The sequence below is a fragment of the Arthrobacter sp. 05N425 genome, from assembly GCF_056397125.1.
Genome location: NZ_JBFTMU010000013.1, coordinates 41,957 through 68,308 on the forward strand (window position 1 = coordinate 41,957; position 26,352 = coordinate 68,308).

Here is a 26,352-nt window from a genome sequence, read left to right on the forward strand (position 1 = left end):
TGCCAGGTGGCAATCGATCCGAGAACTTGGAACTTAGATGCCGAGCATCTTCCGGATGACCTTGGCGTCGCCCTTGAAGACGATCTTGTCGCCGGCGAGGCGGCGGGTCAGCCTGGAGGACTTGTGCTCGAGGTAGTGGCGGCGGTTGGCCTGCTGGCGGCGCAGCTTGCCGCTACCGGTCAGCTTGAAGCGCTTCTTAGCACCGCTGTGGGTCTTCATCTTCGGCATGGGAACCGATCTCCTTACGTATCCGCAGACGGGGTCTGCAGTCTTTCGTGCAGCCACCCCTGCGGGCGGCGTGCTGGTTGCTTGCTGCCGGACATTGCTGTCCGGCAGCCGTGAACTAGTTGGTCTTCTTGCTGCCCGGCTTCGGGGCGGCCTTGGGAGCCGCCGGCCGTGCCGCAGGCTTCGGAGCCGCGGGCCGGGCGACCGGCTTCGGTGCCGCAGCCGGCTTCGGCGCAGGCTTCTCGGCCGCCGGCGTTGCCGGTGCCGCAGGTGCCTTCGGTGCTGCAGCCTTGGGAGCGGCCGGCGCCTTGGTCACTGCGGGCTTCGCGGCGGCCTTCGGAGCTGCCTGCTTCGGAGCAGCCGCCTTGGGGGCCTTGGGGGCCTCCTGCTTCGGCTCTTCCTGGGCGGGGGCTTCCGTCGCCGGAGCCTCCGTCGCGGCTTCCTCAGCCTTGGGCGCCTCAGCGGCGGGGGCTTCCGTTGCCGGAGCCTCCGTCGCGGCTTCCTCAGCCTTGGGCGCCTCAGTCCGGACCTGGTAGCCCTCCGGCAGCAGGTCGGCAAGCGACTGCGTCAGGGGTGCCTCGGGGGCGGACGTGTCAACGCGGCCTCCGCCCGAAGACTTGGCTTCGTTCTCGGCCTTGGCTTCTGCGCGCTGCGTTGCACGGCGGGCCTCTGCCTTGGCTTCTGCCTTGTTCTTCAGCGGTCCGACAACCATGACCATGTTGCGGCCGTCGATGCGCGGGCTTGACTCCACGACGCCCACTTCGGCGACGTCGTCAGCGAAGCGCTGGAGCAGGCGGATGCCCATCTCGGGGCGCTGCTGCTCACGGCCGCGGAACTGGATCATGGCCTTGACCTTGTCACCGGCGCCGAGGAAGCGGAGCGCGTGGCCGCGCTTCGTCTCGTAGTCGTGGGTGTCGATCTTCAGGCGGAAGCGGATTTCCTTCAGGACCGTGTTGGTCTGGTTCTTCCGGGCTTCGCGTGCCTTGACGGCGGCTTCGTACTTGTACTTGCCAAAGTCCATCAGCTTGCACACCGGAGGCTTGGCCTGCGGTGCAACTTCAACGAGATCAAGATCCGACTCGGCAGCCAAACGCAGGGCATCCTCAATACGGACGACGCCTACTTGTTCGCCTGCAGGGCCGACCAGCCGCACCTCGGGGACGCGGATACGCTCATTGATTCTTGGCTCGCTAATGTTAAAGCTCCTGTGTTCGTGAGGGGTACTCCGCCGGCAAATGAAGAAGGCCTCCAATTGCCGGAGCAATCGAAGGCCTCAAAGATCGGTACTGCCGTCCCCGCGAGGAGGAGGCATGCATACCCGCCAGGCTAAATGCCCGGAGAAAATGCCCGACCAGGTACCCGGCAACCTTGATTCCTAGGGAATACTCGCGGCTGACGCGGGTGGGAGAGAACTCCGCTTGCAAACTGAAAACCAATTCTACAGAAAGATACCGGCTCAACGCACGTGGCGCCGCCGGGTCTCTGTTCCGTTTGTGGACTTCTGCAGAAATAACGACATTCAGTTGGTCTGTGACAAGCTTACCAGCATGAGCACTCCAGACAGTAATTCACACGTTTACCAGCCGGCCGATGCCCAGGCCGATGTTTCCCAGCAGATCCGCGACATCTCCGAGGTCCCCGCGATCGAAGTCATTACCACCGCCGCCGTGCACCTGATGAGTGCCGCCGCAGTGAAGCTCGGCCTGGCCGCCGAGGAGAACGCCGAGGAACTCAAGGACCTGGATGAGGCGCGCAAACTGATCACCGCCCTCGCCGGGCTGGTCACCGCCGCGGCCCCGGAGATCGGCTCCCAGCATGCCGGCCCGTTGCGCGACGGACTGCGGTCCCTGCAGCTGGCCTTCCGCGAGGAATCCGCCATTCCGGACGCCCCGGGCAAGGGTCCGGGCGAGAAGTACACCGGACCGGTCAACTAGGCCCAGTCAACCAGGGCCCGCCAACAGGGCCCGTTTGCCGGCACCTGCCGGGCATCCACGGCCAACGGGCAACGACCACGGCGGCGGGCGGACCACAGCGGGCCCCCCGCCGCCGTCGTCGTTAACCCTCCGTTATCAGGGTTGCGGCAGGTCAGGCTGCGGCCAGCCGCCGCCGGCGGCGGTGCTGCAGCACCAGGCCCACGAGGCACAGCACGACGCCGGCCAGCCCCACCGAGACGAAGCCCGCGCCAGGGCCCACGCCGTCGATGAAAAGCCCGGCCAGCGGGGCGCCGAGTGCCACCCCGCCGGTAAGGGCGGAGCCATACCAGCCCATCGCCTCGCCTCGGCGGCCCTCCTCAACCAGTTCCGCCACCTTCTCGGACGCGGCAGAGAGCACCGGTGCGCACAGCAGGCCCGGCAGCAGCGAGAGCAGTGCGAGCGTCCAGGTGTCCTGGGCGAACGCCATTGGAAGGGTCAGTGCGGACATGCCCAGCAGCAGCAGGACCGGTGAGACGGGCCGGTGCATGGCGCCGTAGACCAGGCCGCCCAGCACCGATGCCGCGCACCAGAACAGGAACACGATGCCGATTTCGGCCTGATGGCCACCCGTCTGCAGGGCGGCGACAATGCCGACGTCGGTGCCGCTCAGCACCATGCCCGCCCCGGCTGCGACGGCGAAGACCGCCGCGAYGGCGGCCGTGAACCAGGCGAAGTTGTGGATGACCTTGTGCCGCAAGCCGGGCCTGCTCTGCCGCCGCTGTTCCGCGCCGGCCAGCGGCGCCAGTTCCGCTGCAGCCTCCTGGACATGGGGTGCCGCGGCGACGAGGGCCGTCTCCGCACCCTCCTGCTGGCCCGCTTCGAAGGCCGGATCCGGTTCGACGCCGGGCGCGGCACTGCGGGTGGGCGGGTTGATCCACATCAGGAACAGGCCGGACAGGGAAGTGGCGACCCCCACCACGGTCAGGCCCAACACGGAGAAACCCGCGGTGGCGACGAGGGCCCCTGCGGCGGGGCCGATCATGAAGACCAGTTCGGTGCTGATCGCGTCCAGGGCGAAAGCTGTCCGCCGCTGCTCGCCGCTGGCCAGGATGCCCAGCGACTGGCGCACGACGCTGAAGATCGGCAGCGTCAGCAGGCCGCCCACGAAGACCAGTGGCAGCAGCAGCTGATAGCTGACGTGCGGCACGATCGACCAGATGACGGTCTCGGAGACGACAGACGGGATCAGCGCCCTCCGCAGACCCACGGTATCCACGCGGCGGCCGCGCCACGGGGCGCCGACGGCGATGCCGATCGTCATGACAGCGGCTGCCGCCCCGGCCGCGGCGTAGCCCTGGCCCAGGGTGAGGACGATGTGAAGGGTCAACAGCACGCCTGCGGCGGAGTGCGGGATGCGGGCGACCATGCCGACCAGCAGGAGGTTCCTGATGGGCCTCACGGCAAGCAGGTCCCGGTAAAGCGCGAAATTCACGAAACTGCATTCCTTTGAGTACTGCCTGCGGCAGCCCCGGGATGTCTCCGAACTGGCCGTCGGCTATTGAGCTGCGCGCTGCAACTTGATTTCGATCGAGTCAACCCGTTCAGCAAACGTTTCATTCCGGGCCCAGGCTCCGTTGAGGCCGGCCACGAGGGACTGCACCGCGGCGGCGTCGAGTCCGTCTTCAAGGTACAGCACAACGCGCAGCTCCGGACCGGCGCCACCGCCGGGAAGCTGCCTGCCGCCGGCCTGCGMCGACGCAACGCCACCGCCGGGACGAATTTCCACGCGCCGGAGCGCCGGAACACCGGCCGCGGCCGCTTCGACCGCTTCCGCCACTGCCGGATCGCTGTAGCTCGGCGTCCAGGCGTGCTGCCGGGCCAGCGCCCACACGGCCGGGCGGCGCACCACGAAGGTGGCGGCGGAGCCGGGGTCCAGCACCAGCAGTTCGCCGCCCTCGGCAACGGCGGAGAGCGCGGCACGTGCCGCGTACACCGCCACGGGCCGGGCCTCGGGGTGCCACGCGGCCAGGGCTTCGGCCGAGGTGAACACCGGCAGCGCGGTCCGGCCGTCGGGCGCCTTGAGGGTCACCAGGGCCATATCCGCCTGCTTGTCCCCGTGCAGTTCCCCGCCGTACTGTTCCTTGCCTTCCTGGCCGATCACAGCCTCGCCTTCTTCGGCGAGCCGGGCGAGGATCGGCACGAAGACACGTGCGGTCGCCAGGGATGCCACTACCGATGCCTCGTCGCCCTGGCCGGCGGCCAGCGCTGCCAGCGCCGCCAGGTAGCCGGCGTCGGCGGCGCCGTCGTCGTCCTCGAAGTTGTGGATCCTGGCGTCGTCACCGCTGAGGCTGCGGCCCGCCCAGGGCTGCCCGGCCGAGTCCGTCGCGCCGCCGGCACCGGCGAGGGCGGCAGCGATATGCCCGGGCAACGGCCGCCCGGCGGGCTGGGTGCTGTGCTCCATGGCTGGGACGTGCCTAGCGGCGGCCGGCGACGTCGAGGGCCTCGGGCAGCGTGAAGTTCCCGTTGTAGAGGGCCTTGCCGACGATGGCGCCCTCGACGCCGAGCGGCACGAGGGAGCGCAGGACCTTGAGGTCTTCGAGGCTGGAGATGCCGCCGGAAGCCACGACGGGTTTGCCGGTCTTCTCCACCATTTGGCGCAGCAGCTCCACGTTGGGTCCCTGCAAGGTGCCGTCCTTGGTGACGTCGGTGACGACGTAGCGGGCGCAGCCGGCCTCTTCGAGGCGGCCGAGGACCTCCCAGAGGTCGCCGCCTTCCTTGGTCCAGCCGCGGCCGGCGAGGGTGGTGCCGCGGACGTCGAGGCCGACGGCGATCTTGTCGCCGAAGCGCTCGATCACCCGCTGCGTCCACTCGGGATTCTCCAGCGCCGCGGTGCCCAGGTTTACCCGGGCGACGCCGAGCTCCAGGGCCTTTTCCAGGGACTCGTCGTCGCGCAGGCCGCCGGAGAGCTCGACCTTGATGTCCAGCCGGCCCACGACTTCGCGCAGCAGTTCGGCGTTGGAGCCTCGGCCGAAGGCGGCGTCGAGGTCAACGAGGTGGACCCATTCGGCGCCCTGTTCCTGCCAGTTGAGCGCGGCTTCCAGCGGCGTGCCGTAGCTGGTTTCGCTGCCGGCTTCGCCCTGGACCAGGCGCACGGCCTGGCCGCTGACGACGTCGACGGCGGGGAGCAGCTCGAGTACCGGCAGCGGGGTTTCGGTGGTCATCGTAGGGTCCTCACGGTGTTGGGGCGGCAGGTCGGGATAGGGAGCGTGCTTGCGGGCCGGTCAGTTTTCCGGCTGGGGCCAGTTTCCCGGGAGGGGTCAGTTTCCCGGCAAGGTCAAGAGCCAGGCGGCCAGCAGCGACATCCCGGCCAGGAAGTAGAAGACGATCTGGACCCACAGCGGGCTTTTCTGCTGGCGGAAGGACAAGGCGCCGCCGACCAGCAGCCCGGCGAGCCCCATCAGGACTAGGGACCACATCTAGGCGGTCTGTTCCGGGGTGCCGGCCTGGCCGGTGCGGGCTTTGGCGCCGCCACGCAGACTGTCGACCCAGTTGCGCAGCAGGCGCGCACCGGCGTCGCCGGACTTCTCCGGGTGGAACTGGGTGGCGCACAACGGGCCGTTTTCCACCGCCGCGATAAACGGGGCGCCGTGCTCGGACCAGGTGACGAGCGGGGCCGCCATGCGCGGCTGGATCACGTCGAAGTCCCAGTGCTGGACGCCGTAGGAGTGCACGAAGTAGAAGCGCTCGTTCTCGACGCCGGCGAAGAGCCGGGAGCCCTCCGGCACGGTGACCGTGTTCCAGCCCATGTGCGGCACGACCTCGGCCGGGAGGAGCTCGACCTTGCCGGGCCACTCCCCCATGCCTTCGGCGACGGTGCCGTGTTCCACGCCGGCTTCGAACAGGACCTGCAGCCCGACGCAGATCGCGAGCACGGGCCGGCCGCCGGCGACGCGGCGGCCGATCATGCGTACGGCATCAACGGCCTTGAGCTCGTTCATGACGGTTTCGAAGGCACCGACGCCGGGGACAACGAGCCCGTCGGCGTTGAGCACGTCTTCGGGCTTGGAGCTGAGGATGACCTCGGCGCCGGCGCGTTCCAGGGCGCGGACGGCCGAGCGGACGTTGCCGGAACCGTAGTCGAGCACGGTGACGGTGGGCTTGCCCTCCGGCGAAGCCGGCTTCCTCGCGGCGTCGGGGTCGATGATGGCGCCGTCCCGGAGCACCTTGCCGGTCACAGTGCGCCCTTGGTGGAGGGAATGCCCTCGACGCGGGGATCCGGCTCCACGGCGGCCCGGAGCGCACGGGCGAAGGCCTTGAACTGGGCCTCGACGATGTGGTGCGGGTCCCGGCCGGCAGTGACATTCATGTGCAGGCAGATCCCGGCGTGCAGGGTGATGGCTTCGAAGACGTGCCGGGTCAAGGACCCGGTGAAGTGTCCGCCGATCAGGTGGTATTCCTGGCCGGCCGGTTCGCCGGCGTGTACCAGGTAGGGCCGGCCGGACACGTCGACGACGGCCTGCGCGAGCGCCTCATCCAGCGGGACCGTGGCCTCGCCGAAGCGGCGGATGCCGGCCTTATTGCCCAGCGCCGTGCGGAGGACCTCGCCGAAGGTGATGGCGACGTCTTCCACGGTGTGGTGGACGTCGATGTGGGTGTCGCCCGTGGCCTTGACCGTCATGTCGATCAGCGAGTGCTTGCTCAGCGCGGTCAGCATGTGGTCGTAGAACGGTACCGAGGTGCTGATGTCCGAGACGCCGGTGCCGTCCAGGTTGATCTCGACCAGGACGGACGATTCGCTAGTGGTCCGCTCCATGCGTGCGGTCCGGGCAGCGGCTGATCCGGTGTTGCTCATGTGGGTGTCCTTTGGATGTGGCGGGCGCCCGGCGAACGGGGCGGTGTGCGTGGGTCCTGGCTTAAGTCTAGGCGGACTGTACTTCGTGGCCGGTCAGGATCCGTTCCAGGGCTTCCAGAAACGCTGTGGTTTCCGTCTCAGTTCCGGCGGTCACGCGGAGGTGGCCGGGAATGCCGACGTCGCGGATGAGGACGCCGGCGTCGAGCAGACCCTGCCAGGTCTCGTGCGGGTTCTCGAGGCCGCCAAAGAAAACGTAGTTCGAATCCGAAGCGGCCGGCTTGAGGCCCATCCGGGTCAACTCCGTCACGATCCGGTCCCGCTGGCGCTTGATGTCCTCGACGTCTGCCATCAGCGCGACGCGGTGGTGCAGGGCGGCCAGCGCCGTCGCCTGGGTGATGGCGGAGAGGTGATACGGCAGCCGGACCAGCCGCAGGGCATCCGTCACCTCCGGCGCCGCCGCCATGTAGCCGAGCCGGGCGCCGGCCAGGGCGAAGGCCTTGCTCATGGTGCGTGAGACGATCAGCCGCTCCCGGCCGGGCAGCAGCGCCAGGGCGCTCGGCGTCCCGTCGTGGGCGAACTCGTGGTAGGCCTCGTCGACGATGACGATGGTCTGGCTTGCTTCTCCGGCCTCGTAGACCGCCTCGACCACGTCAAGCCCCAGGCCCGTGCCGGTGGGGTTGTTCGGCGAACAGAGGAAGACGACGTTGGGCTTCAGCTCCCTGACCTGGCGGGCCGCCGAGTCGGCGCTCAGCCCGTAGTCCTCGGCGCGTACACCGACGATGTATTCGGTGTCTGTGCCAGCGGCGAGCAGCGGGTACATCGAGTAAGTGGGAGGGAAGCCGAGCGCGGTCCGTCCCGGGCCACCGAAGGCCTGGAGGATTTGCTGCAGTACTTCGTTCGAGCCATTTGCTGCCCAGATGTTCGTGGCGTCCAGTCCGTGGCCGAGATACTCGGCGAGGGCTTCCCGCAGTTCGGTGAACTCGCGGTCCGGGTAGCGGTTCAGTCCCGCAGCGGCCTCCGTCACGGCTTCGGCGATGGCGGCGCGGACGTCCGCCGGGACTCCGTGGGTGTTTTCGTTGACGTTCAGCAGGATGGGGACATCCAGTTGGGGCGCACCGTAGGGGCGCAGTCCCCGCAGATTGGTCCGGAGGGGCAGTCGGTTGAGGCGCTCTAGCTGGTCAGTCACTTGCCCAGTTTAAGTGAGACCCGGCCCCGCCCCGAAACTGTGACCGCGAATGGCCGCCCGGCGGCACCGATGGCCCGGCGCGCCACTCGCCCGGGTAGGGCTTACTTGGAGGGTACGTAGAGCTGCTGGCCGGGGAGGACGCGGCCGGCTCCGAGGTTGTTGAGCTGAACGATGTCGGCGACCACGTCACGGGGGTCGCGCTCCGGGGCGACGGCACCGGCGATGGCCCAGAGTGACTCCCCCGGCTGGACCGTAACGGTGACCGTCGGGGTGAGCGAGAGCTCCGCGGCCGAGTCGGCGGCTTTGGCCGGAGCATTCAGGAAGCCGGACAGTGACAGGACGAGCACGGCCAACAGAACCAGCGGCAGCCCGAAGAAGACGAACCGACCGCGGCGGGTCAGCCGCAGCCGAGCCTGCCGGGCTGGTGCCGCGGGTGCGGCCTCCATGGGGATGGAAACCAGCGAACCGGAAATAGCGCTTACTGCTGACATGAGCTGAGCCCTCCTGGACTTGTCTGTGCCACTGGAAATACCTGTGCCGCCCGGCGTACTCCTCGTACCTGCCGCCAACCGGCCTAACCTTCAAACGCAAAACCCTTGAATGCGAACCCTCAAACCCGAAACTTCGAATACAGAACCGAAACCAGCGGACCGACCCAAGGGTGAAGCTTCGAACACATATTCGAACTTCGCTGTTCCTGTTTTAGCACTTATGAACGAACATTGTCGAGACTCGCTAGAACAAATGTTTGAAAAACCTTGTCGGCTGGCCTACTTTTGAATCACAGGACAACCACTTGTGTTGATGAACATCAGTTGATCAGCGGGGTCTGACATTTTCAGCTCGGCAGGTCCCGGTAGCCACAGCGGCCGGGCGGAATGGAAAGGCATGGCGAACATGGCAGCACAAGCCGCCGGCGGGAGGGCTTCCCAGCGCAGCCCCCAAACCGGCCGGGCGCCGAAAAGCCTGACCGTCCGGCAGAAAAAGATCCTGGAGACCATCCAGCGTTCCGTGACGGACAACGGTTACCCGCCCTCGATGCGCGAGATCGGCGACACGGTCGGGCTCGCCAGCCTCTCCAGCGTCACCCACCAGCTCTCGCAACTGGAAAAGCTCGGCTACCTGCGGCGGGACCCCAAGCGGCCGCGCGCCATGGAAGTCCTCATGCCGCTGACACTGGATGAAGGCACGACCAGGATTTCCGGCGTGGAGAAGTCCAGCGGCCTGCGGGCTGTCGGCGGCCTCGCCGTCTCGGAGCTTGCCAGCGCCACGGACACGGCCATGGTGCCGTTCGTGGGCCGTATCGCCGCCGGCGGGCCGATCCTGGCCGACCAGGTGGTGGAGGACGTGATGCCCCTGCCGCGCCAACTGGTGGGCCACGGCGAACTGTTTATGCTCCGGGTGGCAGGCGATTCGATGATCGACGCCGCCATCTGCGACGGCGACTGGGTCGTCGTCCGACGTCAGAACGATGCCGTCAACGGGGACATCGTGGCCGCCCTGCTCGATGACGAGGCAACGGTCAAGACGTTCCGCCAGCGGGACGGCCACACCTGGCTGCTCCCGCAGAACACCCAGTACGAGCCGATCCTCGGCGACCATGCCGTCATTATGGGCAAGGTCGTCTCGGTGCTGCGCTCCCTGTAGCGCCCCTGCCACACCACTCTCCGGCCGGCCCATCTCCCGGCAGCTCGAAGGCCCCGTCCGCAGTTCCGGACGGGGCCTTCTGCGCTCCCGCCCGGTTCTTGGCACACTGACAGCGCGCCCGCCCGCGCGGTGCCGCGGTGACCCGGCAGTGCCGGTCCCGGGCGCGGAAAAGCGGGCGGGAACGCAAGCGCCGGCCCACATACCCCCGGCCCGGCCCCGGCCGACGGCAGCCTGCGTGGCGGGCCGCTTCACCGGTTACGTGGCGGGCTGCTTGGGGCTCTCCTTGGCGAGGCGTTCCAGGGCGGCCAAGGCCACCGAGGTGTCGGTAGTGGGCCAGAAGGGGGGCAGGGCGGCCCGGAGGAACGCTCCGTACCGTTCGGTGGACAGCCTGGAATCGAGGACCGCCACCACGCCCTTGTCCGACGTCGAACGGATCAGCCGGCCGGCGCCCTGGGCGAGGCGGATGGCCGCGTGGGTCGCCGAGACGCTCATGAAGCCGTTGCCGCCGGACTGGGCCACAGCCCGGGAGCGGGCGGTCATCAATGGATCGTCCGGCCGCGGGAACGGGATCCTGTCAATCACCACCAGGCGGCAGGAGTTCCCGGGCACGTCGACGCCCTGCCAGAGCGACATGGTGCCAAAGAGACAGGTGTCCGGCTCATCGGCGAACTGCTTCACGAGCGCGGTCATGGTCGACTCGCCTTGGCAGAGAATGCTCAGGCCCAGCCGGGGACGCATCGCCTCGGCCGCATCCTCGGCGGCGCGCCGGGAAGAGAAGAGACACAGGGCGCCGCCGCCGGAGGCACGGATCAGCTTCTCGAGCTCATCGAGGGCTTCCGGGGATGTTCCCCGGCCCGGCTTGGGCAGGTGCTTGGCAACGTAGAGGATGCCTTGCTTCGGATATTCGAAGGGCGAACCGACGTCGACGCCCGTCCAGCTGGGTGCGCCCGGGCCCACCAGGCCGAGCCCTCCGGCCGCCGGCTCGAAAGCCGAACCGATCGCCAGGGTTGCCGATGTCAGGACGACTGTATGGTCGGCGAACAGTCCCTCGCGGAGCCGACCGGCGACGCTGAGCGGGGCGATGTTGATCAGGGCCGGCGCGGAGTCATCGGGCTGCGAGTAGCCCTGTTGCGGGTCGAAGCTGCTGTTGCGGGAGAACCAGACCACCTCGCGGTTCTCCTTGGCGGCCAGAAGCCGTTCGCACAGTTCCAGGATCACCATCAGCCGGGACCGCGCAAGCTGCCGGCCGCCGTCGGCCGTGTTGGCGCTGTCCCCCTTTGAATCGGAGAGCGCGGCGCGGCAGGCGTCGCGCAGCTGGTCCACGCAGTCGAGCTGTTCGCTGTTCAGTCCGTTCGGCATCAGGCCGCTGGGAACGCCCTCGATGGCGAGCTCAAGGTTGGACGCGGCGTTATTGAGCGCATCTACCGTGATCCCGGCGTGCTTGCGGGCGCCGGAGGCGGCGGCGTGGACCATGGCCACGGACAGCTGGCCGGACACGGCGCCCGTGACCCGGTCCTGCAGTTCGTGCGCCTCGTCCACCACCACGACGTCGTATTCGGGCAGCACGGCCAGGCCCTCGAAGGCGCTGACGGCCAGCATGGCGTGGTTGGTAACCACCACATCGGCGTCGGCGGCGTTCTGGCGGGCGAGTTCGCTGAAGCATTCGGCGGCGAGCGGGCACTTCTGCGCGCCCAGGCACTCCATGGAGGTAACGGAGACCTGCCGCCAGGCACGGTCGGTCACGCCCGGCATGAGCTCGTCGCGGTCCCCGGTCTGGGTGTCCTCGGCCCATTCGCGGAGCCGGACCACTTCCTTGCCGAGCTGCGAGGACGGGCCGCCCATCGCGGCCGCGAAGTGCGGCACCGAGGTGTCCTCGCCGAGGGAGAACAGTTGGCCCTCGGACGGTTCCTCGGAGGGGAAGCCGCCTTCGAGCTTATGGCGGCAGACATAGTTGGACCGGCCCTTGACCAGTGCGACCTTCACCGGCCGCTCCAGGGCCGGGGTGATGGTCTTGAGCAGCCGGGGCAGGTCCCTGCCGACAATCTGGGTCTGAAGTGCCAGGGTGGCGGTGGAGACAAGGGTGGGCTTGTCGCTGACCAGCGAGTGGGCGATCAGCGGAATCAGGTAGGCCAGGGATTTGCCGGTGCCGGTGCCGGCCTGGACCAGCAGGTGGTCGCCGGTCTCGATCGCGCGCGCCACCTGCCGTGCCATTTCGTGCTGGCCGTCGCGGCTCTGGCCGCCCATGCCGGCGACCGCCCGGTCGAGCAGTTCAACCACGAACTGCTCGCCGGACGGACCGCTTTTAGCCTTGCCTTTAGCCGGGCCGCTTCCGGACGGCGCGCTTTCGGACGGCGCGGCCGCCCCCTCGGCCACCGCTGGTTCAGTCATTGCTGACGAAGGAATCCAGTTCGGCCGCGAGCCCCTCGCGCACCATCACCACGGCTCGGGTGCCGGTCTCCTCGTGGTCGAGGCTGATGATCTCGGCGTCGGTCTCGTGCAGCTTGCTGAGCAGGTCCCCGCGGTTGTACGGGATCATCAGTTCCATCTTGACGCTGGGCCGCGGAATGCCCTCGCTGATGGCCTTGAGCAGCTCCGGGATGCCTTCCCCGGTGCGGGCCGAGACCACAACGTGGCGCGGCTCGCGCTGCTTGAGCCGTTCGATCACGAACGGGTCGGCGGCGTCGGCCTTGTTCAGGACGATGATTTCCGGCACCTTGCGGGCGTCGACTTCGCTGAACACCTTGCGGACGGCCGCAATCTGGCCTTCCGGATCTGGGTGGGAGACGTCGACGACGTGCAGGATCAGGTCCGAGTCGGCGACCTCCTCCAGGGTGGAGCGGAAGGCCTCCACGAGCTGGGTCGGCAGCGAGCGGACAAAGCCCACGGTGTCGGCGAGGGTGTACCCCAGGCCGTCCGAGGTTTCGGCCTTGCGGACCGTCGGGTCCAGGGTGGCGAACAGGGCGTTCTCCACCAGGACGCCGGCGTCGGTCAGGCGGTTCAGCAGCGAGGACTTACCGGCGTTGGTGTAGCCGGCGATCGCCACCGACGGCACGGCATTACGACGCCGGTTGGCCCGCTTCGTTTCCCGGGCCGGCTTCATCGCGGCGATTTCGCGCCGCAGCTTGGCCATCCGGGTGCGGATCCGGCGGCGGTCCAGCTCGATCTTGGTTTCACCGGGGCCGCGCGAACCCATGCCGGCTCCGGCGCCGCCCACCTGGCCACCGGCCTGGCGGGACATCGACTCACCCCAGCCGCGCAGGCGCGGGAGCAGGTATTCGAGCTGCGCCAGTTCCACCTGGGCCTTGCCCTCGCGGCTCTTGGCGTGCTGGGCGAAGATGTCCAGGATCAGGGCCGTGCGGTCGATGACTTTGACCTTGACGATGTCTTCCAGGCTGCGGCGCTGGGAGGGGGCGAGTTCGGCGTCGACCACCACCGTGTCGGCGCCGGTGGACATCACGATGTCCTTGAGCTCCTGGGCCTTGCCGGAGCCCAGGAAGGTGCCAGGGTCGGGCTTGGCGCGGCGCTGGACGAGCCCGTCGAGCACCTCGGAACCGGCCGTTTCCGCGAGGGCTGCCAGTTCGCGCAGGGAGTTCTCGGCATCGGCGAGGGTGCCTTCTGTCCAGAGCCCGGCAAGCACAACGCGCTCGAGGCGCAGCTGCCGGTACTCGACTTCGGTGACATCTTCGAGTTCCGTCGACAGGCCTGCGGTTCGGCGCAGCGCGTGGCGCTCCTCGAGGTCCTGTTGGTCGCCGTCGTAGCTGCTGTGTTCCTCATCCAGCCGCGAAATCGCCTGGGCCTTGCCGAACACCGCCCTGGACTCGCCGGGGTGCCCGGCGTCGGCGCTGCGTCCGGTCTTCGGGGCAGGGGCGTCTTTGGAGAGGATCCGGTCGATGACAGCCTGGATTTCCGCAGGGCTCATGTCCTGGGCGGCTGAATCGGGTCCGGTGTTGGGCTGACTGGTCATGGTCTCCTTTGAAGGGTCTACAACTTCAGAATAGTGCTGTTCGGTGTTTCGTGGCGCGGTATTCGCGCTGGGCTGACGACTATTGGTCATCCGTGCCTCCTGGGTTGCCTGGCGGCTGCGGCGCCGCTGGCCGGGCGGGGCTCCCTGGCAAAGCGCTAAACAAGGGAGCGGGGCGGTGGATATGGGAGGGGAATGGCGTCTGATGGCGCCGTGTGGCGGGGAGAAACGGTCCGTTCAGCACTGCGGCAACTGCTGCCGGGCACTGCTTTGGTTTAAAGCCCTTTGGCTTCAAGGCTTGACTCCAAGTGGTCTGGCGCCAGCGGGTGAGGCATTTGCATCACGGAGGGGGCGCACTGAGCGGAAGGTAACTACCTGCGTCGCTGCGGGGACGGGACATTCGACAACGAATCGAAGGCCCGTGCCGGTTACTTGAAGTTAAGGATCATGTTTTTAAGATTAGCAGACCGTGCGGTGGCCACGGCGCGGCGGGGCTGTGCCGGTCGCCGGCGTGTCCGGGCCGGTTTCCCATACCGCCGGACCGCCAACTAATCTGGCCAGTTATGGAGTCTGCACACTATTTCAGCGCCCAGCCCGCCGGGCCGTTCACCCGCAAGCCACTGACCGTGGAGCTTGCCGGCGAGCAGCGGCAACTGCAGACGTCCTCGGGAATCTTCAGCCCGGATGGAATCGATAAAGGGACCGCCGTCCTGCTGGCCGACGTCCCGGCCCCGGCACCGCAGGGAAACCTGCTGGACATCGGCTGCGGCTGGGGGCCGATCGCGCTGACCATGGCCCTGAGGGCGCCCCATGCCCGGGTTTATGCGGTGGATGTCAATGAGCGCTGCGTGGCGCTGACGAATGAAAATGCGGCCCTGCTGGGGCTGGAGAATGTCACGGCCAGCGCACCCGGGGACGTCGACCCGGAACTGCGCTTCGACACGATCTGGTCCAACCCGCCCATCCGGATCGGCAAGGACGAACTCCACGCCCTGCTGCTGCTTTGGCTGCCGCGCCTTGCCCCGGGCGGGTCGGCCTGGCTGGTGGTCCAGAAGAACCTTGGTTCGGATTCGCTTCAGCGCTGGCTGACGGCGGAGCTCGACAGCAGCTTCAGCGTCACCCGCGAGAGCACGTCAAAATCCTTCCGGATCCTGCGGGTCAGGAAAGCGTCCCGCTAGCAACAATCACGGCCGGGCCGCTAAGCTCCACGTGCTCGTGGCCGTCCGCGGCGAGGAAGAATTTCACGCCGACGACGCCGCCGGGAACCGCAACGTTCCAGGTGTCCGGGGCGCCCTGGCCGGCCCAGTGCCGGATCGCGACGGCGGCGGCGCAGGCGCCGGTCCCGCAGGACAGGGTCTCCCCCACTCCCCTTTCGTGCACGCGCATGGTGATGGTCCCGACACCGTCGTGAACGAGCGGCTCGGACGGCACGACGAACTCAACGTTGGTCCCGTGCGGCGGCACCGGGTCGACGCGGGGTGCCCTGAAGAGGTCCGTGGCGTCGAGTTCCGCGAGTTCCGCCAGCGCGACCACGGTGTGCGGGTTCCCCATGCTTACGGACAGCGCGGGCCTGGCGACTTCCAGACCGTCGGCGCTGACCAGCGAATCCATGGCCCGCGCGGTTGCTTCTCCCGGGAAGATGAACTCCCAGGGGCCCATGTCCACGGCGTAGCCGGCCGCCGTCCGGACCACGGTCTTCACACCGCCGCGGGTTCCGATGGTGAGCGACTCGCCGGCCGGCAGGTCGACCAGCCCCTCGTTGATGAGGAAGTGGACGAAGACGCGGACGCCGTTGCCGCACATTTCCGACAGCGAGCCGTCACCGTTGCGGTAGTCCATGAACCATTCGGCCCCGGGGTGGTCGCCAAGCAGCTCCCGGCCTTCGGCGAGCAGCCGAGAGGGAACGGCGCGGATGAGTCCGTCGCCACCGATGCCGCGGTGGCGGTCGCAGAGGGCGGCGACCTGCTCCGGGGTGACGGAGAGGGCACCGTTGGGGTCCGCGATCAGGACGAAGTCGTTGCCGGTTCCGTGGCCCTTCGAGAACTTCAGGCCGCCGAGCGCGGCAGTGCCTGAAGCAGCATGGTGGTCAGCGGCCGTGGCAAGGGTTTCGTCCATGCTCCAAGGTTACCGTTCCGGCCAGGCCGGGACGGAACCGTGACACCGGCCACCCCGTCAAAAGCCGCAGCGCCGGGATCCGTAGCGATGGATCTTTGGCGGTGGCTTCAGCGGGAGATCTTCAGCGGGAGATCTTCAGCGGGAGATCTTCAGCGGGAGAGCGCAGCGGCCTTCGCCAGCAGTCCGGGGTCCTGCCAGTCAAGCCAGTTGATCCGGGGGTCGGCGCGGAACCAGGTGAGCTGGCGCCGGGCGAACTGCCGGGTCGCGACAATGGTCTCTTCGGCGGCCTGCTCCTGGTCCGCCGCGCCGTCGACGACTTTCAGGAACTGCGCGTAGCCCAGTGCCCGCGAGGCGGTCTTGCCGCGGCGCAGCCCTTCGGCGTCGAGGCGCCGGACCTCCGCCAGCAGCCCCTGCTGCACCATCGCGTGGACCCGGGCGGCTAGGCGTGCCCGCAGCTGTTCGCGGTCCACCTGGAGCCCGATCTGCACGGCCGGCTGGAAGTACTCGCGCGTGGGCATGAAGGAGCTGAAGGGCCGCCCGGTCAGTTCGAAGACCTCCAGTGCCCGGATGACGCGGCGGGCATCACCCAGCCGCCCGGCCGAGATCGGATCCACGAGTTCCAGCCGGGTACGCAGCGGCGCGAGGCCGGCCGCTGCTTCCTCCGCTTCCAGGCGGCGCCGGATGGCGGGGTCGGTTCCGGGGAATTCGAGCACGTCCAGGGCGGCGCGGACGTATAAGCCTGAGCCGCCGGCGAGGATGGCCCGTTTGCCCCGGGCGTGGATGTCCGCAATCACGGCCCTCGCCTGCTGCTGGAAGTCCGAGACACTGGCCTCCTCGGTCACATCGAGGATGTCCAGCAGGTGGTGCGGCACTCCCCGGCGTTCGGCGGCGGTGATCTTGGCCGTACCGATGTCCATGCCGCGGTAGAACTGCATGGCGTCGGCGTTGACGACCTCGCCGTCGAGGGCCAGTGCCAGCGAGACAGCCAGATCCGACTTTCCGGAGCCGGTGGGCCCGACGACGGCGATGACCGGCGGTGTCGGTTCCGCGGCGCCGGAGTTTCCCGGTGCCGCGGAATCGTCGGGGGCGCCGGCAGGGTCGGGGCCGTCGTAAGGGGCGGGGGCGGGCACGGGGTTAGCGGCCGCGGACCGGGAGGCTCGGCATGCCCAGCGAAACGCCGGATGTGCCTCCCGAGCCGCTGCCGGCGGCCGGAGCGCCGCAGGAATCGGCCTGGGACCGGTCCCAGGCGTCGCCGGCGCGTGAGCGGCGCAGGCTGTAGTCGTCGGCAGTGGCCGGGTCGGCGACGAGGTGGAACGCCGCGGCCTCGGTGATTGTCACCGTGACGAGGTCTCCGGGGCGGGGTGCTTCGGCGCCGTCCGGCACGGAGAAGTGCACTAGGCGCTGGTCCTGGGCGCGGCCGGAGAGGCGGTGGGTTTCCCCGGCCTTTCGGCCCGACTGCGCAGTCACCATGACCTCGACGCGGCGGCCCAGCTGGCGGGCGTTCTCCTCGGCGGCGATCCGGTCCTGCAGGGCGGTGAGCCGTTCGAAGCGTTCCTGGACCACGGCCTTGGGCAGCTGGTCCGGGAGTTCCGCGGCAGGCGTGCCGGGCCGCTTGGAGTACTGGAAGGTGAAGGCGGTGGCGAAGCGGGACTTCTCCACGACGTCGAGCGTGGCCTGGAAGTCCTCCTCGGTTTCACCGGGGAACCCGACGATGATGTCGGTGGAGATGGCGGCATGCGGGATCTTCTCCCGGACCTTGTCCAGGATGCCGAGGAACTTGGTGGAACGGTAGGACCGCTTCATCTCCCGGAGCACCTTGTCCGAGCCGGACTGCAGCGGCATGTGCAGTTGCGGCATGACATTGGGGGTCTCGGCCATGGCGTCGATGACGTCGTCGGTGAAGGCGGCCGGGTGCGGGCTGGTGAACCGGACGCGCTCCAGCCCGGAGATCTCGCCGCAGGCGCGCAGCAGCTTGGAGAACGCCTGCCGGTCGCCGAACTCGACGCCGTAGGAGTTCACGTTCTGGCCCAGCAGTGTGACTTCGATGGCGCCGTCGTCGACGAGGGCCTGGATTTCGGCGAGGATGTCGACGGGCCGGCGGTCCTTTTCCTTGCCGCGCAGCGCGGGGACGATGCAAAAGGTGCAGGTGTTGTTGCAGCCGACCGAGATGGAGACCCAGCCGGAATAGACGGAGTCACGCTTGGTGGGCAGCGTCGAGGGGAACACATCGAGCGATTCCAGGATTTCCAGCTGCGCCTCGTCATTGTGGCGTGCGCGGTCCAGCAGGGCGGGCAAGGCGCCGACGTTGTGCGTTCCGAAGACGGCGTCGACCCAGGGCGCCTTCTTGAGGATGGTTTCGCGGTCCTTCTGCGCCAGGCAGCCGCCAACGGCGATCTGCATGCCGGGGTTGGCTTCCTTGACCGGGCGGAGGATGCCGAGGTTGCCGTAGAGCTTGTTGTCGGCGTTTTCCCGCACCGCGCAGGTGTTGAAGACGACGACGTCGGCCAGTTCGCCTTCGGAGCGGACGTAACCGGCGGCTTCGAGCATTCCGGACATCCGCTCGGAGTCGTGCACGTTCATCTGGCAGCCGAAGGTCCGCACCTGGTAGGTGCGGGCCGGGGCAGTCTCATCCGGATAAGGGGCTCCGCCGGCGGCGGGGGAAGGAATGGTCAAACTCACCTGTTAAGGGTACCGGTTCGGCGTGGCCGTATTCGCGGATGCCTCGTTTCGATGCCGCGAAGGGCCTCGCATCAGGCACCGCCGTCCTGCTCTTTGAGGCCAGCGTCCAGGACCTCCCCCACGATCCGGAAGGCCTGCGACGGCTGGTAGCCCTTTCGCGCGAGCATGGAGGCCAGCCGACGCACCGTTTTGTCCCGCTCGGCACGGTCTTCCAGTCCCCTCGCGTTGCGCAGCTTGCGTTCCACGAGTTCCCGCGCCGCGGTTTCCTCGTCCTCGTCACTGAGCTGTTCGAGGGCGCCGGCAGCGGTCTCCTCGTCGATGCCCTTCTCAGCCAGCTCCCGGCGCAGGGCGCCCTTGGCCAGCTTCCGCGTCTGGGACCTGCTCCGCACCCACATATCGGCGAACTCGGCGTCGTCGATGAGGCCGACCTCTTCGAAGCGGTCAAGGACGGCCTCGGCCACGTCGTCCGGGATGTTGCGCTCGGCCAGCTTGCGGGAAAGCTGCAGCCGGCTCTTGGGCGAGTTGGTCAGCTGCCGCAGCACGACGGCGCGTGCCACGGCGGCGGGATCAGCGTCGGCATCCTGCTCGGGCGCCGGCTGCACGGTCCGGTGCGGGTCGCCGGGGCCGTCAACGACGCCGGGGCCAGGATTCCGGGAAGAGAATCCTGACCCCTTACGGCGTCGTGCGGCGGAGGCCCGGCTGTTAGAAGCCGTCAACGGCCTTCAGCTTCGGTGATTCCTCCGGGTCGGCGGCCTTGACGCCGACGCCGAGCTTTTCCTTGATCAGGCGCTCGAGTTCGGCGGCGAGTTCCGGGTTGTCCCGCAGGAATCGCCGGGAGTTCTCCATGCCCTGGCCCAGCTGGTCCCCGTCGTAGGTGAACCACGAGCCGGACTTCTTGATCAGGCCGTGCTCGACACCCATATCGATGATGCCGCCCTCGCGGGAGATGCCCTGGCCGTAGATGATATCGAATTCGGCGATCTTGAAGGGCGGAGCCATCTTGTTCTTGACGATCTTCGCCTTGGTCCGGTTGCCGACAGAGTCCGCGCCCTCCTTGAGGGTCTGGATGCGGCGGACGTCGATGCGGATCGAGGCGTAGAACTTCAGCGCCTTACCGCCGGTGGTGGTTTCCGGGGAGCCGAAGAACACGCCGATCTTCTCGCGCAGCTGGTTGATGAAGATTGCCGTGGTCTTGGTCTGGCTCAACCGGCCGGTGATCTTACGCAGCGCCTGGCTCATCAGCCGCGCCTGCAGGCCGACGTGGCTGTCGCCCATGTCGCCTTCGATTTCGGCGCGGGGTACCAGAGCGGCGACGGAGTCGATGACGATCACGTCCAGCGAGCCGGAGCCGATCAGCATGTCCATGATTTCAAGCGCCTGCTCACCCGTGTCCGGCTGGGAGACGAGCAGCGCGTCGGTGTCCACACCGAGCTTGGCGGCGTATTCCGGGTCGAGGGCGTGCTCGGCGTCGATGAATGCGGCGATGCCGCCCTGGCGCTGGGCGTTGGCCACGGCGTGCAGCGCGACGGTGGTCTTACCGGAGGACTCAGGGCCGTAAATCTCGACGACGCGGCCGCGGGGCAGGCCGCCAATTCCGAGGGCCACGTCCAGTGCGATGGAGCCGGTGGGGATGACCTCGATGGGTGCGCGGACTTCGTCGCCCAGGCGCATGACGGAGCCCTTGCCGAACTGCTTGTCAATCTGGGCTAGCGCTGCGTCGAGCGCCTTCTGGCGATCCGGGGCTGCGGCCATGATTCACACCTCTAATACTTTCTCGCTGGAGAGTGGCCGTCGCGGCCGTTGTTATGTCATCCCTGACGCTAGTGGCAGCCACTGACAAAGTTGCCGCCGCCGTCGCGTATGTGGATAACGCTCTGAAAAAAGCATAGCCCGACCCGAACAGATATTCGAACAATCGCAGCGGCGTGTCAGTCGTCCGATGCCCGACGACCGGTGCCGGACCGGTGCCGGCGCGGCGCCGGGGAGGGCCCGGTCAGCGCGGCTTAACGTCGCGGCCGAGCCGCCGTTCGGCGGGCACATCCTGGACATCGCAGAGCGCCAGCCAGACCTGTTTGGGCGGTACGCCCGCGCTCAGCGCCTGGTCCGCGGTGCGTCCGCCCACACCCGCCAGCACCAGGGAGCTGCTGAGGACCCGGGAATATCCCGCCCCGAACTCGTCGTCCATAAGCCGCCAGAAGTCGCTGATTCTCACCGATAAAGTCTCTCACGGGCGCGGACCCTAGAATGGTTGCTATGAGCAACCCAAGCGACGCCGCCCCGGATCCGGCGCCAATTTCCGGGACCGGCGAACCCGCCGCGGAGGAGGCGCTGGCCGCCGTCGAGCGCCAGTTGAGCCTGCTGTGGCGGCGTGCCCGTTCCATGTCGCAGCAGCTCTCCCGCCAAGTCCACCCCGAGATGGAGCCTGCGGCGTACGGGCTGCTGTCGGTCCTTCGGACCAAGGGCCCCATCCGGCTGACCGAACTGGCCTCCTGCATCGGCGTCGGCAAGCCCTCGGTGAGCCGCCAGGTCGCCTTCCTGGAAGGCCTCGGCCTGGTATCAAAGGAAGCCGACCCGCTGGACGGCCGCGCCCAGGCCATCAGCCTGACGGCCAAGGGCGAGGAGAAGATGCACCTGGTCCAGGATGCGCGCCGCGAGGTCTTCCGCGAACGGCTGGCAGAGTGGCCGGCCGGGGAACTGGAAGCCTTCGCCGGCTACATGGCGAAGCTCAACGCCACCTACGAACGCGACGGCTTCCCGCGCGACGAAGGCCTCTAAGCCGCTCCGGCGAAGGAGCACCGGCCAGAACATATGGCTCCAGGACACGGAAAAGGTCCCCGGCACACCGCCGGGGACCTTCCTTTGGATCGAATGGAGTGGGGCTAGCGGGCCCCGGAGAGCAGGCCTGTGGCCAGCTCGTCGTTCAGCTCGGTGTTGAGTTCACGGTCCAGGTCACGGCCGTAGCGCTGCGCAAATTCCTGGGGCACGGTGTCCGGTACCGCTACGCCCTCGGCCACGGCGACGCGGTCGCTGACTTCGCGGAGCATGCTGGACAACGGGACGTCGAGGGCCGAGCAGATCGAGGAGAGCAGCTCCGAGGAGGCTTCCTTCTGGCCGCGTTCCACTTCACTCAGGTAGCCCAGGGATACACGGGCACTGTGCGAGACTTCGCGGAGGGTACGGCCTTGGCGTTGGCGGACATCGCGCAGGACATCACCGATTTCGTGACGAAGTACAACCATCTTGCGCTCCTTCTGTTCGCTCTTTGCCTGATCGGCGAGGCCCACATCCTTCCAGCGGACAACGCCGTTTACGGATACGGGCTGCTTTACCATCTGTATCGCCTTGCTCCCTCGTATGTGTTGTTCGCGGTTTAGTGCGAACGTTGTGATGATTTCATCCTAGGCGCCACCCTTATTCGGGGGCGACACAATGTAACAACTATTCGGAATCAACTTTTGTTCCCGGCAACTTTACCCGCGGTAGCTTGCCGGCGATAGGGCTTCGAGCAGGCGCTCCAGGGCGGCGCCGCACGCCAGCGCCCGGATCTCCTGGCGGCTCCCCTCGAAGTGGTACGCGAACGACGTCGCGCCTTCTGCCGTGGCGAGTCCGATGAAAACGGTTCCCACATCCTTGCCGTCGTGCGCCTCCGGGCCCGCCACCCCGGTGGTGGCCACGGCGACGTCGGTACCGCACGCGGTGCGCGCACCGGCGGCCATCGCCGCGGCAACCTGACCGTCCACCGACCCGGCGGCGTCGAGGAGTTCGCGGGACACGCCCAGGATGCTGGCCTTGACCGAGTTCGCATAGGCGACCACACCGCCCTGCAGCATGCCGGACGCACCGGGGGTATCGGCCAGCACGGCGGCCACCATTCCGGCGGTGAGCGACTCAGCCGTGGCCACGGTCAGCCCGCGCTCAATGGCGCGGGCCACAGCCTGCTCGGCGAGCCGGTGCAGATTCGGGTGCAGCCCCGGGTGGGCGTTCGGCTGCGGATTGCTCATGGCGTCCCCTCCTGGACCTGCTGCTTTTTGGCCCGGATGCCGCTGGCGCGCAGCTTGAGGGCTTCAACGACATATTCGGCGCCGGTCCAGACCGTGATCGCCAGGGCGGCCATCATGACCGCGAAGGCCAGGAATCCCAGCCACGGCGCAATCGAGGCCAGCGGCATCACGTACAGGAAGATCGCCGCGGTCTGCACGACGGTCTTGAGCTTGCCGCCGCGGGATGCCGGAATCACGCCGTAGCGGATCACGAAGAAGCGCAGCGCCGTGACGCCCCACTCGCGCACGAGGATCAGGACCGTGACCCACCAGGGCAGTTCGCCGAGCAGGGAAAGCATCACCAGGGCCGAGCCGATCAGCAGTTTGTCCGCGATCGGGTCCGCGATCTTGCCGAAGTCGGTGATTAGCCCGCGGCTGCGCGCGATGTCGCCGTCGAGCTTGTCAGTGTAGATCGCCACCGCGAAGACGACGACGGCGGCCCAGCGCCACGCGCCGTTCTGCGCGTCCAGGCCCGGGGCATCGGCGAGGAGGAACCAGACGAAAAACGGCACCAGCGCGATCCGCAGCATCGTGAGGATGTTGGGCAGGTTCCAGATCCGCGGGGCGGACCCGGCGTTGGTTTCGGCGCTAGTCACCTTCCTAGGCTACCGTCTCGCCGCCGGCTACCGTCCGGTCAGCGACCAGGCGTCCTCGGAACCCTCGTCGTCGTCGCCGGGGCCGTCGGCGCCGTCGTAGTAGTCGACGCTCTGGGTGCGGTTGTCCAGGTCGGCGGCCACCAGGTCCTCCGCGTAGCCGCCCTGGGCGATGTTGGCGTTTGCGTTCTCGCTCAGCGCGGCCGTCTGCGAATCGGGGGCGACCGGGCCGTCCTGGCCCTTCATGGCGGCCAGGACCGCGGCAAGGTCGTCCGGCTTGACCAGGACGTCGCGGGCCTTGGAGCCCTCTGAGGGGCCCACCACTCCCCTGGACTCCAGCAGGTCCATCAGGCGGCCGGCCTTGGCGAAGCCGACCCGGAGCTTGCGCTGCAGCATCGACGTCGAGCCGAACTGCGTGGTGACGACGAGCTCGGTGGCCTGCAGCAGAACCTCGAGGTCGTCTCCGATGTCGTCGTCGATCTGCTTCTTCTGCGCCTCGGGGGCAACGTCGTCCCGGTAGACGGCCTTGAGCTGGCCCTTGACGTGTTCGACGACCTTATGGATTTCGGACTCGGTCACCCAGGCGCCCTGCACGCGCATCGCCTTGGAGGCACCCATCGGCAGGAAGAGCGCGTCGCCCTGGCCGATCAGCTTCTCGGCGCCGGGCTGGTCCAGGACCACGCGGGAGTCGGTCACGGAGGAGGTGGCGAAGGCCATGCGGGACGGGACGTTGGCCTTGATCAGGCCGGTGACGACGTCGACGGAGGGCCGCTGCGTGGCGAGCACCAGGTGGATGCCGGCGGCGCGGGCGAGCTGGGTGATGCGGACGATGGAGTCTTCGACGTCGCGCGGGGCCACCATCATGAGGTCGGCGAGTTCGTCCACGATCACCAGCAGGTACGGGTACGGGCGGATGACGCGCTTGGAGCCCTCCGGCGGGTGGACCTTTCCGGCCCGGACCGCCTTGTTGAAGTCGTCGATGTGCTTGAAGCCGTAGTTGGCGAGGTCGTCGTAGCGGGCGTCCATTTCTCGGACCACCCATTGCAGCGCCTCGGCGGCCTTCTTGGGGTTGGTGATGATCGGGGTGATCAGGTGCGGGACGCCCTCGTAGGCGGTCAGCTCCACCCGCTTGGGGTCCACCATGACCATGCGGACCTCGTCCGGGGTGGCGCGCATCAGGATCGAGGTGATCATCGAGTTCACGAACGAGGACTTGCCGGCACCGGTGGCGCCGGCCACGAGCAGGTGCGGCATCTTCGCGAGGTTGGCGACGACGTAGCCGCCCTCGACGTCCTTGCCGACGCCCATGACCATGGGGTGGTCCGTGCGGCGCGCGTTCTGGCTGCGCAGCACATCGCCGAGCGACACCGTCTCGCGGTCCGTGTTGGGGATCTCGATGCCGATGGCCGACTTGCCCGGGATGGGGCTCAGGATGCGCACGTCCGAGCTCGCGACGGCGTAGGAGATGTTCTTGGACAGGGCGGTGACGCGCTCCACCTTGGTGCCCGGGGACAGTTCGATTTCGTAGCGGGTCACGGTGGGTCCGCGGCTGAAGCCGGTGACCTGGGCATCGACGTTGAACTGGGTGAGCGTCTCGGTCAGCGAGGCGACGATCGCGTCGTTGGCCTCGGTGCGTTCCTTGGGGATGGAGCCGGGGGTGAGCATGTCCGACGCCGGCAGCGTGTAGGTGACGTCGCCGGCGAGCGAGAGCTGTTCGGTGCGCTGCGGGATCGGGGTGGGCGGCGGCGCCGGGGCAACCGGGTTCGCGGGGACCTTGGGAGCGGCGGCGCCGGCGTTCGGGGAGGGGTTCAGGGATCCGGCGGCGACCATGCCGGGGGTGACGAGCGGGATCGCCTCGGTGGCGTTCTCCGCCGCGGCGCCGGCCGCGGTGCTGCCAAGGCCCTGGGCCGCCTTGATCTTTTCGACGGCGATTTCGGCCTGTGTGGGCCGCCGGACGCCGGGCGCCACGGCCTTGGCGGCCTTGCCGCCTGCCTTTGTGCCGGCGGCGCCTGCGGTCGTTTCGTCGTCGTCGACGACGGCGTGTTCGAAGGCTTCGTCGCCGACGTAGCCTTCCAGCCGGGCGTCGCCGTCGTCGTCCTTGCCGAACAGGCGCTTGCGCTTCTTCTTGGGTGCGGGGGCGTCGTTCTCGTACAGGTAGCTGCGGTCGTGGGCGTCGTTCCCGGCTTCGTCCGGGTAGTCCTGCAGGTCGATGCCCATCAGGTGCTCGTAGGCGCCGCGCAGCCGGGACGGGATGGCGCCGAAAGGTGTGGCCGTGACGATGAGCAGCGAGGTGAAGGCCAGCAGGCTGTAGAGCGCGACGGGCACGGCGGCGTGGATGGTCGCCAGCGGGGCGGCGGCGAGGTAGCCGAGCATGCCGCCTGCGCGGCGGAGCCCGTCGAAGCCGTCGGCGACGGTCGGCTGGCCGCCGATGATGTGCGCCAGGCCGCTGCCGGCGAAGGTCATGATGAGGAAGCCGATGCCGATCCGGTTGTTGCCGCGGCCGTCGACCGGCTGGCGAAACAGCCGGAAGGCGCAGACGAAGAGCATCAGCGGCAGCAGCAGGGACATCCAGCCGAAGGTGCCGTTGACGACTCCGAAGACCAGGTCCGGGAGCCAGCCTTGGAAGCCCCACCAGGCGAAGGTGGCAATGAAGACGCCGAGCGCGAGGTTGAACAGGGCGGCGCCGTCGCGGCGGTCGGCCGGGTCGAGGTCGCTGACATCGTGGCCGATCCGGCGGATACCGGCGCCCACCACGTGGCCTACCCCCAGCCAGGCCCCGGCCACAATCCGCACCAGCCATGGCTGCCGCGGTTCGACGGCGGCAAGCTGCCGGGTGCGCGCGGTTCCCTGCGGACGGCTGGTCTTGGACGCAGCTGCGCCCGAGCCCCGGCCTGCAGAGCCGCCGGTGGTGCTCTTTGAATTGCCGCGTGAGTTGCCGCTGGAGTTGCCTCTAGGCGCGGAGGAGGTGCGTGTCGCCATACCCGCAACGGTACCGGACGCCGGGCGGAAAACCGCGGATTTCCGGGGCAGGCGGGGTTCATGTTGAACCGCCCGGGCGGCTGGTTTCCCCGCCGCCACCGCGCCCAGGGGGCTTCCTGGCAACGGAAACGGCCCTCCCCGGCGGCGCCGCCGGGAAGGCGG

The 26,352-nt window shown here is 68.3% G+C and carries 26 protein-coding genes; 4 read left to right on the top strand and 22 right to left on the bottom strand.

What is annotated here, in order from left to right; all coding sequences use genetic code 11:
• Nucleotides 1–33: 33 nt before the first annotated feature.
• A complete protein-coding gene (gene rpmI / locus AC1DGE_RS14130) occupies nt 34–228 on the bottom strand; it encodes a 50S ribosomal protein L35 (RefSeq protein ID WP_009358635.1) in 195 nt (64 codons plus the stop codon).
• Between the two features lie 115 nt (nt 229–343).
• The gene (infC, locus tag AC1DGE_RS14135; RefSeq protein WP_441419414.1) at nt 344–1,378 is read right to left on the bottom strand and encodes a translation initiation factor IF-3; all 1,035 of its coding nucleotides are present in this window, start codon (nt 1,376–1,378) and stop codon (nt 344–346) included.
• A gap of 394 nt (nt 1,379–1,772) precedes the next feature.
• On the opposite strand from infC, the gene AC1DGE_RS14140 reads away from it, so the two are divergent.
• Complete coding sequence (locus AC1DGE_RS14140) at nt 1,773–2,159, top strand: DUF1844 domain-containing protein (RefSeq protein WP_476893583.1); 387 nt, start codon at nt 1,773–1,775, stop codon at nt 2,157–2,159.
• Nucleotides 2,160–2,310: 151 nt separating this feature from the next.
• Here AC1DGE_RS14140 and AC1DGE_RS14145 read toward each other — a convergent pair whose 3' ends face one another.
• The 8 genes from AC1DGE_RS14145 to AC1DGE_RS14180 form a co-directional block, all read right to left on the bottom strand.
• On the bottom strand, nt 2,311–3,630 hold the full coding sequence (locus AC1DGE_RS14145) for an MFS transporter (RefSeq protein WP_476917651.1): 1,320 nt from the start codon (nt 3,628–3,630) through the stop codon (nt 2,311–2,313).
• A 63-nt stretch (nt 3,631–3,693) separates the two neighbouring features.
• A complete protein-coding gene (locus AC1DGE_RS14150; RefSeq protein WP_476917652.1) occupies nt 3,694–4,599 on the bottom strand; it encodes an SseB family protein in 906 nt (301 codons plus the stop codon).
• A gap of 13 nt (nt 4,600–4,612) precedes the next feature.
• A complete protein-coding gene (priA, locus tag AC1DGE_RS14155; protein WP_476893586.1) occupies nt 4,613–5,359 on the bottom strand; it encodes a bifunctional 1-(5-phosphoribosyl)-5-((5-phosphoribosylamino)methylideneamino)imidazole-4-carboxamide isomerase/phosphoribosylanthranilate isomerase PriA in 747 nt (248 codons plus the stop codon).
• Between the two features lie 96 nt (nt 5,360–5,455).
• Nucleotides 5,456–5,614: a hypothetical protein gene (locus tag AC1DGE_RS14160; protein WP_441419409.1), complete on the bottom strand. Its 159-nt coding sequence runs from the start codon at nt 5,612–5,614 to the stop codon at nt 5,456–5,458.
• Nucleotides 5,615–6,373, bottom strand: a complete 759-nt coding sequence (gene hisH, locus AC1DGE_RS14165) for an imidazole glycerol phosphate synthase subunit HisH (RefSeq protein ID WP_441419408.1) — start codon at nt 6,371–6,373, stop codon at nt 5,615–5,617. It abuts the gene before it with no gap.
• Nucleotides 6,370–6,990 carry an imidazoleglycerol-phosphate dehydratase HisB gene (gene hisB / locus AC1DGE_RS14170; protein ID WP_175323243.1) on the bottom strand — a complete coding sequence of 207 codons (621 nt, stop codon included), beginning with the start codon at nt 6,988–6,990 and terminating at the stop codon, nt 6,370–6,372. The genes hisH and hisB overlap by 4 nt, the downstream gene beginning before the upstream one ends.
• 67 nt (nt 6,991–7,057) lie before the next feature.
• Nucleotides 7,058–8,176 (bottom strand): histidinol-phosphate transaminase, encoded by a 1,119-nt coding sequence (locus tag AC1DGE_RS14175; protein ID WP_441419407.1) that lies wholly within the window; start codon nt 8,174–8,176, stop codon nt 7,058–7,060.
• Between the two features lie 101 nt (nt 8,177–8,277).
• A complete protein-coding gene (locus AC1DGE_RS14180) occupies nt 8,278–8,622 on the bottom strand; it encodes a LysM peptidoglycan-binding domain-containing protein (protein ID WP_476893622.1) in 345 nt (114 codons plus the stop codon).
• Between the two features lie 451 nt (nt 8,623–9,073).
• Between AC1DGE_RS14180 and lexA the strand changes: the two genes are divergently transcribed.
• Nucleotides 9,074–9,823 carry a transcriptional repressor LexA gene (lexA, locus tag AC1DGE_RS14185; RefSeq protein WP_175323240.1) on the top strand — a complete coding sequence of 250 codons (750 nt, stop codon included), beginning with the start codon at nt 9,074–9,076 and terminating at the stop codon, nt 9,821–9,823.
• Nucleotides 9,824–10,078: 255 nt separating this feature from the next.
• Here lexA and AC1DGE_RS14190 read toward each other — a convergent pair whose 3' ends face one another.
• Nucleotides 10,079–12,211, bottom strand: coding sequence for an ATP-dependent DNA helicase (locus AC1DGE_RS14190; RefSeq protein ID WP_476893587.1), 2,133 nt, complete (start codon nt 12,209–12,211; stop codon nt 10,079–10,081).
• Nucleotides 12,204–13,787, bottom strand: coding sequence for a GTPase HflX (hflX, locus tag AC1DGE_RS14195; protein ID WP_476893588.1), 1,584 nt, complete (start codon nt 13,785–13,787; stop codon nt 12,204–12,206). The genes AC1DGE_RS14190 and hflX overlap by 8 nt, the downstream gene beginning before the upstream one ends.
• Nucleotides 13,788–14,347: 560 nt before the next feature.
• Here hflX and AC1DGE_RS14200 point away from each other — a divergent pair.
• Nucleotides 14,348–14,962 carry a class I SAM-dependent methyltransferase gene (locus AC1DGE_RS14200; RefSeq protein WP_441419404.1) on the top strand — a complete coding sequence of 205 codons (615 nt, stop codon included), beginning with the start codon at nt 14,348–14,350 and terminating at the stop codon, nt 14,960–14,962.
• On the opposite strand, the gene dapF is transcribed toward AC1DGE_RS14200, so the two are convergent.
• From dapF to AC1DGE_RS14230, 6 genes are all read right to left on the bottom strand, one after another.
• Nucleotides 14,943–15,899 (bottom strand): diaminopimelate epimerase, encoded by a 957-nt coding sequence (dapF, locus tag AC1DGE_RS14205; RefSeq protein WP_476909749.1) that lies wholly within the window; start codon nt 15,897–15,899, stop codon nt 14,943–14,945. The genes AC1DGE_RS14200 and dapF overlap by 20 nt on opposite strands.
• Nucleotides 15,900–16,048: 149 nt before the next feature.
• The gene (gene miaA / locus AC1DGE_RS14210; RefSeq protein ID WP_476909773.1) at nt 16,049–16,927 is read right to left on the bottom strand and encodes a tRNA (adenosine(37)-N6)-dimethylallyltransferase MiaA; all 879 of its coding nucleotides are present in this window, start codon (nt 16,925–16,927) and stop codon (nt 16,049–16,051) included.
• Between the two features lie 106 nt (nt 16,928–17,033).
• Nucleotides 17,034–18,578 (bottom strand): tRNA (N6-isopentenyl adenosine(37)-C2)-methylthiotransferase MiaB, encoded by a 1,545-nt coding sequence (miaB, locus tag AC1DGE_RS14215; protein WP_476893590.1) that lies wholly within the window; start codon nt 18,576–18,578, stop codon nt 17,034–17,036.
• 71 nt (nt 18,579–18,649) lie between these two features.
• Nucleotides 18,650–19,135, bottom strand: coding sequence for a regulatory protein RecX (locus AC1DGE_RS14220; RefSeq protein WP_476909750.1), 486 nt, complete (start codon nt 19,133–19,135; stop codon nt 18,650–18,652).
• A gap of 145 nt (nt 19,136–19,280) precedes the next feature.
• On the bottom strand, nt 19,281–20,330 hold the full coding sequence (recA, locus tag AC1DGE_RS14225) for a recombinase RecA (RefSeq protein WP_138769744.1): 1,050 nt from the start codon (nt 20,328–20,330) through the stop codon (nt 19,281–19,283).
• Nucleotides 20,331–20,571: 241 nt separating this feature from the next.
• Nucleotides 20,572–20,790, bottom strand: coding sequence for a DUF3046 domain-containing protein (locus tag AC1DGE_RS14230; RefSeq protein ID WP_056740635.1), 219 nt, complete (start codon nt 20,788–20,790; stop codon nt 20,572–20,574).
• Between the two features lie 41 nt (nt 20,791–20,831).
• On the opposite strand from AC1DGE_RS14230, the gene AC1DGE_RS14235 reads away from it, so the two are divergent.
• Nucleotides 20,832–21,353 carry a MarR family winged helix-turn-helix transcriptional regulator gene (locus AC1DGE_RS14235; RefSeq protein WP_441419401.1) on the top strand — a complete coding sequence of 174 codons (522 nt, stop codon included), beginning with the start codon at nt 20,832–20,834 and terminating at the stop codon, nt 21,351–21,353.
• Nucleotides 21,354–21,457: 104 nt separating this feature from the next.
• On the opposite strand, the gene AC1DGE_RS14240 is transcribed toward AC1DGE_RS14235, so the two are convergent.
• From AC1DGE_RS14240 to AC1DGE_RS14255, 4 genes are all read right to left on the bottom strand, one after another.
• Nucleotides 21,458–21,910, bottom strand: a complete 453-nt coding sequence (locus AC1DGE_RS14240; protein ID WP_138769747.1) for a helix-turn-helix domain-containing protein — start codon at nt 21,908–21,910, stop codon at nt 21,458–21,460.
• A gap of 138 nt (nt 21,911–22,048) precedes the next feature.
• Nucleotides 22,049–22,579 carry a CinA family protein gene (locus AC1DGE_RS14245; RefSeq protein WP_476909752.1) on the bottom strand — a complete coding sequence of 177 codons (531 nt, stop codon included), beginning with the start codon at nt 22,577–22,579 and terminating at the stop codon, nt 22,049–22,051.
• Entirely contained in the window at nt 22,576–23,214 is a 639-nt protein-coding gene (gene pgsA, locus AC1DGE_RS14250) for a CDP-diacylglycerol--glycerol-3-phosphate 3-phosphatidyltransferase (RefSeq protein ID WP_476917653.1), read from the bottom strand. The genes AC1DGE_RS14245 and pgsA overlap by 4 nt, the downstream gene beginning before the upstream one ends.
• 27 nt (nt 23,215–23,241) lie before the next feature.
• Nucleotides 23,242–26,190 (bottom strand): FtsK/SpoIIIE family DNA translocase, encoded by a 2,949-nt coding sequence (locus tag AC1DGE_RS14255; protein ID WP_476917654.1) that lies wholly within the window; start codon nt 26,188–26,190, stop codon nt 23,242–23,244.
• Nucleotides 26,191–26,352: the final 162 nt, after the last annotated feature.